This is a genomic window from Pantoea sp. R102 (assembly GCF_004916815.1).
Lineage (GTDB): Bacteria > Pseudomonadota > Gammaproteobacteria > Enterobacterales > Enterobacteriaceae > Pantoea > Pantoea dispersa.
On record NZ_SDFT01000303.1, the window covers coordinates 1 to 5,792 of the forward strand.

General features: G+C 57.9%; 6 protein-coding genes. All 6 read left to right on the plus strand.

All coding sequences use genetic code 11. The annotated features are described in order from the left end of the window. Positions 1–291 precede the first annotated feature (291 nt). The gene (gene ndk / locus ERD80_RS22185; RefSeq protein ID WP_021506555.1) at positions 292–723 is read left to right on the plus strand and encodes a nucleoside-diphosphate kinase; all 432 of its coding nucleotides are present in this window, start codon (positions 292–294) and stop codon (positions 721–723) included. A gap of 187 nt (positions 724–910) precedes the next feature. After that, on the plus strand, positions 911–2,080 hold the full coding sequence (locus ERD80_RS22190) for a bifunctional tRNA (adenosine(37)-C2)-methyltransferase TrmG/ribosomal RNA large subunit methyltransferase RlmN (protein ID WP_021506556.1): 1,170 nt from the start codon (positions 911–913) through the stop codon (positions 2,078–2,080). Positions 2,081–2,155: 75 nt separating this feature from the next. Beyond that, entirely contained in the window at positions 2,156–2,890 is a 735-nt protein-coding gene (pilW, locus tag ERD80_RS22195) for a type IV pilus biogenesis/stability protein PilW (protein WP_058770850.1), read from the plus strand. Continuing rightward, positions 2,880–3,902 carry a cytoskeleton protein RodZ gene (gene rodZ, locus ERD80_RS22200; protein ID WP_058781734.1) on the plus strand — a complete coding sequence of 341 codons (1,023 nt, stop codon included), beginning with the start codon at positions 2,880–2,882 and terminating at the stop codon, positions 3,900–3,902. The genes pilW and rodZ overlap by 11 nt, the downstream gene beginning before the upstream one ends. Positions 3,903–3,940: 38 nt before the next feature. Next, positions 3,941–5,062, plus strand: coding sequence for a flavodoxin-dependent (E)-4-hydroxy-3-methylbut-2-enyl-diphosphate synthase (gene ispG, locus ERD80_RS22205; RefSeq protein ID WP_021506559.1), 1,122 nt, complete (start codon positions 3,941–3,943; stop codon positions 5,060–5,062). A 105-nt stretch (positions 5,063–5,167) separates the two neighbouring features. After that, a partial coding sequence (gene hisS / locus ERD80_RS22210) for a histidine--tRNA ligase (protein WP_136548581.1) occupies positions 5,168–5,792 on the plus strand: 625 nt, incomplete at its 3' end.

Sequence of the window (5,792 nt, forward strand, 5' to 3'; positions counted from 1 at the left end):
CGGTGGAGCTGGCGGCGGGAAAAAACAGCGCCTCGCTGGTGCTGCGCGAGCCCGGTCGTTATCAGCTGGTGGTGATGGATGAGGCCGGGCAGCTGGCTTCGGTGTCCTTCACGCGTGGCTAAACGCAGCGCTATGGCATATTTTTTGCGTGTTTGCCCCGACAGAAATCAATTATTTTCAATAATTCCTCTCTTCACTCATAGGCAAGGCGCGCCGATCTCCCTATAATCGGCGCGTTTTCTTACCGGGAGCGGGTTCCCGGTTTCTTCAGGATGCTAATCAGAGGTAATCATGGCAATCGAACGCACTTTCTCCATCATCAAACCAAACGCCGTCGCTAAGAACGTGATTGGTGCTATCTACAACCGTTTCGAAAGCGCTGGCTTCAAAATCGTTGGTGCGAAAATGCTGCACCTGACCAAAGAGCAGGCTGAAGGCTTCTACGCGGAGCACAAAGGCCGCCCGTTCTTTGATGGTCTGGTTGAGTTCATGACTTCTGGCCCGGTTGTGGTATCTGTTCTGGAAGGCGAAAACGCTATCCAGCGTCACCGCGATCTGATGGGTGCAACTAACCCGGACAACGCGCTGGCCGGTACGCTGCGTGCTGACTACGCAGACAGCTTCACCGAAAACGCCACCCACGGTTCTGACTCTGCAGAATCTGCGGCACGCGAAATCGCTTACTTCTTCGCAGAAAACGAAGTCTGCCCACGTACCCGCTAAGTGCGCGGTAGCGGATGCGGACAGACGTCTTTACACCTTGTAACCGGTGGCTAAGACGTTCCCCTGGCATCACGCAGCAGATGTAGTACAATTATGCGCCCTTGTTGAGCCTGGCTCAGCGAGGGCGCTGTTTTTTTCCTATTCTTAACCAGAGCCGTAACGTGTAACAACGAGGCCAGAGAACATTATGTCCGAACAGATTGTGACGCCGTCGTCCGCTTCCCCCGTGGTTGTTTCCCCGAAAAACGAAAAAATTAACCTGCTGGATCTTAACCGTCAGCAGATGCGCGAATTCTTTGTTGAGATGGGCGAAAAACCGTTCCGTGCCGATCAGGTCATGAAGTGGATGTACCACTACTGCTGCGATGATTTCGAGCAGATGACAGACATCAATAAAGTGCTGCGTGGCAAGCTGATGCAGCGCGCTGAAATTCGTGCGCCGGAAGTGGCGGAAGAGATGCGCTCCAGCGATGGCACCATCAAGTGGGCGATTCGTGTCGGCGATCAGCTGGTGGAAACCGTGTATATCCCGGAAGCCGACCGCGCCACGCTGTGCGTCTCCTCGCAGGTAGGCTGTGCGCTGGAGTGTAAATTCTGTTCGACCGCGCAGCAGGGCTTTAACCGTAACCTGCGCGTGTCTGAAATCATCGGTCAGGTATGGCGCGCGGCAAAAATTATCGGTGCCGCTAAAGTGACCGGCCAGCGTCCGATCACCAACGTGGTCATGATGGGCATGGGCGAGCCGCTGCTTAACCTCACCAACGTGGTGCCGGCGATGGAGATCATGCTGGATGACTTCGGTTTCGGCCTCTCCAAACGTCGCGTGACGCTGTCGACCTCGGGCGTAGTGCCGGCGCTGGACAAGCTCGGCGATATGATCGACGTGGCGCTGGCGATTTCGCTGCACGCACCGAATGACACCATCCGCGATGACATCGTGCCAATCAACAAAAAGTACAACATCGAAGCTTTCCTGGCGGCGGTGAAGCGCTACATTGGCAAATCCAACGCTAATCAGGGCCGCGTGACCATTGAGTACGTGATGCTGGATCACGTCAACGACAGCACCGAACATGCGCATGAGCTGGCGGCGCTGCTGAAAGAGACGCCGTGCAAGATCAACCTGATTCCGTGGAACCCCTTCCCGGGCGCGCCGTATGGCCGCAGCTCGAACAGCCGTATTGACCGCTTCTCCAAAGTGCTGATGGAGTACGGTTTCACCACCATCGTGCGTAAAACGCGCGGCGACGACATTGATGCCGCCTGTGGTCAGCTGGCCGGCGATGTTATCGACCGCACCAAGCGTACGCTGCGTAAAAAAATGGCCGGTGAAGCCATCTCTGTGAAGGCGCTCTGAAAGATCGCGCCCGCTGCTACGCATCGGGCGTCAGGCATGGCAGTCTCTGCGCTGAACTGACAGGGAGAGACTGAGATGCGTAAAGGATTACCCGCCGCGCTGCTGGCCGGCTTTGTTGTAACCGGGTGTGTCGAAGCACCGGCGCGGCACGGCGCGGCTGATATCCGGCTGCAGCTGGGATTGCACTATCTGGCGGTGAAGGATTATGCCGCGGCGCAGCGCAATTTGCTGCGCGCGCAGCAGGCCGCGCCGCGCGATTACCGGGTGCCGCTGGCGCTTGCGCGCGTCGCGCAGGCACAGCAGAATAATGCCCGGACGCGCCATTACTACCAGCGCGCGCAGCAGTTAGCGCCGCTGAATGGTTATGTGGCTAACAATTACGGTGCGTTTCTCTGCGGTTTGAGGCAGTATGACGAAGCGCATCAACAGTTTAAGCTGGCAACTGAAGCGCAGCACAGCGACGCCGCTCAGGATGCCCTGCTGTTTTCGGGCTATTGTTACCTGCAGGCGGGAGAGGATCGCGCCGCGCGCCAGCAGTTCGATCTCGCGCTGGATGCCGCACCGGAGCAGGGCAGTATGCTGCTGACGGAAGTGGAACGACGGCTTGAACAGCAGCAGTGGGCTTCAGTGCCGCTGCTTTTAGAAGTTTACCATCAGCATTTGCCGGCAACGGCAGAGAGTCTGGGGTTACAGATACGTTTCGCCGCGCAACAGGGAAACGCTGCTGACGTTACACGTTATGGCGACCGGTTGGCGCGAAGTTTTCCACAATCGATACAGTACCAGCGTTATTTAGCTAATGAATACTGAAGCCACTCAAGAGAATTCTGCAGTACATTCCACAGGTGAACGCCTGCGTCTGGCCCGTGAGCAGATGGGGCTGACCCAGCAAAACGTCGCTGAGCGCCTGTGCCTGAAACTTTCTACCGTGCGTGATATTGAAGAGGATAAATCCCCGGCGGATTTGGCCTCGACCTTCCTGCGCGGCTACATTCGCTCTTATGCGCGTCTGGTGCATGTACCTGAAGATGACCTGCTGCCGATGATGGCGAAGCAGGCTCCGGTGCGTGCGGCGAAAATTGAGCCGATGCAGAGCTTCTCACTGGGTAAGCGTCGTAAAAAGCGTGACGGCTGGTTGATGATCTTCACCTGGCTGGTGATTTTCGTGGTGGTCGGCCTGACCGGCGCCTGGTGGTGGCAGAACCATAAAGCCTCGCAGGCGGATCTGGTGTCGATGGCTGACCAGAACGGCAGCAGCAGCGACAACAGCCAGTCGATTCCGCTGGGTGACAACAGCACGGACAGCACTACCGACAGCGACACTAACGCGGCCGGTACCCCGATTGACACCGGTGCCGGTGCGGTCAGCACGCCAGACAACGCTGGCATTACCAGCAGTGCGCCAGCAGCGACCAGCAGCAACACGGCAACCAGCAGCGACAACGCGGTGGTGTCTCCGAGCCAGGCGCCGATTGACAACGCACCGCCAGCGGCCACCTCACCGGCGCCGGCCAACAGCGTGCCGGCAGGCTCAATGCCAACCGGTACCGCTGCCGTCAGCCAGCCCGCGGGCGATCCTAACGCCGTGGTGATGAACTTCAAAGCAGACTGCTGGCTGGAAGTCACCGATGCGACCGGTAAGAAGCTGTTCAGCGGATTGCAACGTAGCGGCGGTAAACTCAGCCTGTCCGGCACCGCTCCGTATCGTCTGAAAATTGGCGCTCCGGGTGCGGTTGACGTGCAATATCAGAATCAGCCCGTTGATTTAAGTCGTTTTATCCGTAATAACCAGGTTGCCCGTCTGACGCTGGGTGCGCAATAACGCGCAGCGCGCTTTCCGGGTAATTGTGGAGAGAGAATATGCATAACGAAGCACCCATTATCCGTCGCAAATCTACACGTATTTACGTCGGCAAGGTGCCGGTTGGCGATGGCGCGCCTATCGCCGTTCAGTCAATGACCAACACCCGTACCACGGACGTCGAAGCCACGGTGAATCAGATCCGTCAGCTGGAGCGCGTCGGCGTGGATATCGTGCGTGTGTCCGTGCCCACCATGGATGCGGCGGAAGCCTTCAAACTGATTAAGCAGCAGGTCAACGTGCCGCTGGTAGCGGACATTCACTTTGACTACCGCATCGCTCTGAAAGTGGCCGAGTACGGCGTCGATTGCCTGCGCATTAACCCGGGCAACATCGGTAACAACGAGCGTATTCGCCAGGTAGTGGATTGCGCCCGTGACCACAATATTCCGATTCGTATCGGCGTTAACGCCGGTTCGCTGGAAAAAGATCTGCAGGAAAAATACGGTGAGCCAACGCCGCAGGCGCTGCTCGAATCCGCGATGCGTCATGTTGATCACCTCGATCGCCTCAACTTTGACCAGTTCAAAGTGAGCGTCAAAGCCTCCGATGTGTTCCTGGCGGTGGAATCTTACCGTCTGCTGGCAAAAGCCATCGATCAGCCGTTGCACCTTGGCATCACCGAAGCCGGTGGCGCGCGTGCGGGTGCGGTGAAATCAGCGATCGGCCTTGGTCTGCTGCTGGCGGAAGGGATTGGCGATACGCTGCGCATTTCGCTGGCCGCCGACCCGGTTGAAGAAGTGAAAGTCGGCTACGACATCCTGAAATCACTGCGCATCCGCTCACGCGGCATCAACTTCATCGCCTGCCCGACCTGTTCGCGCCAGGAGTTTGACGTCATTGGCACGGTGAACGCGCTGGAAGAGCGGCTGGAAGACATCATCACGCCGATGGACGTCTCGATCATTGGCTGCGTGGTGAACGGTCCCGGCGAAGCCACGGTCTCGACGCTCGGCGTCACCGGCGGCAACAAGAAGAGCGGTTTCTACGAAGATGGCGTGCGCCAGCGCGATCGCCTCGACAACAATGACATGATCGATCAGCTGGAAGCGCGCATTCGTGCGAAAGCCACCATGCTGGACGAGAGCCGCCGCATCAACGTGCAGCAGCTGGAAAAATAAAGGACGGTGTGCGCCCGGCGCACGCCAGTTGTGATTGAACCTGTGCGGTTTCATCCTCATAAGGTATGATGCCGGACAGGTTTTTTTGTATTAAGAGATTCTAACGTGGCGAAGAATATTCAAGCGATTCGCGGGATGAACGATTACCTGCCGGCAGATACCGCCATCTGGCAGCGTATTGAGGGCACCCTGAAGCAGGTGCTGGCCAGCTACGGCTACAGTGAAATCCGTCTGCCAATCGTCGAGCAAACCCCACTGTTCAGCCGCGCGATCGGTGAAGTCACCGACGTGGTTGAAAAAGAGATGTACACCTTTGAAGACCGCAACGGCGAAAGCCTGACGCTGCGTCCGGAAGGCACCGCAGGCTGCGTGCGCGCCGGTATCGAACATGGTCTGCTGTACAATCAGGAGCAGCGCCTGTGGTACATCGGTCCGATGTTCCGCTACGAGCGTCCGCAGAAGGGGCGCTATCGCCAGTTTCACCAGATGGGTGTGGAAGTGTTTGGCCTGCAGGGGCCTGACGTGGACGCCGAGCTGATCATGCTGACCCATCGCTGGTGGAAAGCGCTGGGGATTGCTGACCACGTTGAGCTGGAACTGAACTCCATCGGTTCACTTGACGCGCGCGCCAACTACCGCAGCGCGCTGGTGGCCTTCCTCGAACAGCATAAAGAGGTGCTGGACGAAGATTGCAAACGCCGTATGTATACCAATCCGCTGCGCGTGCTGG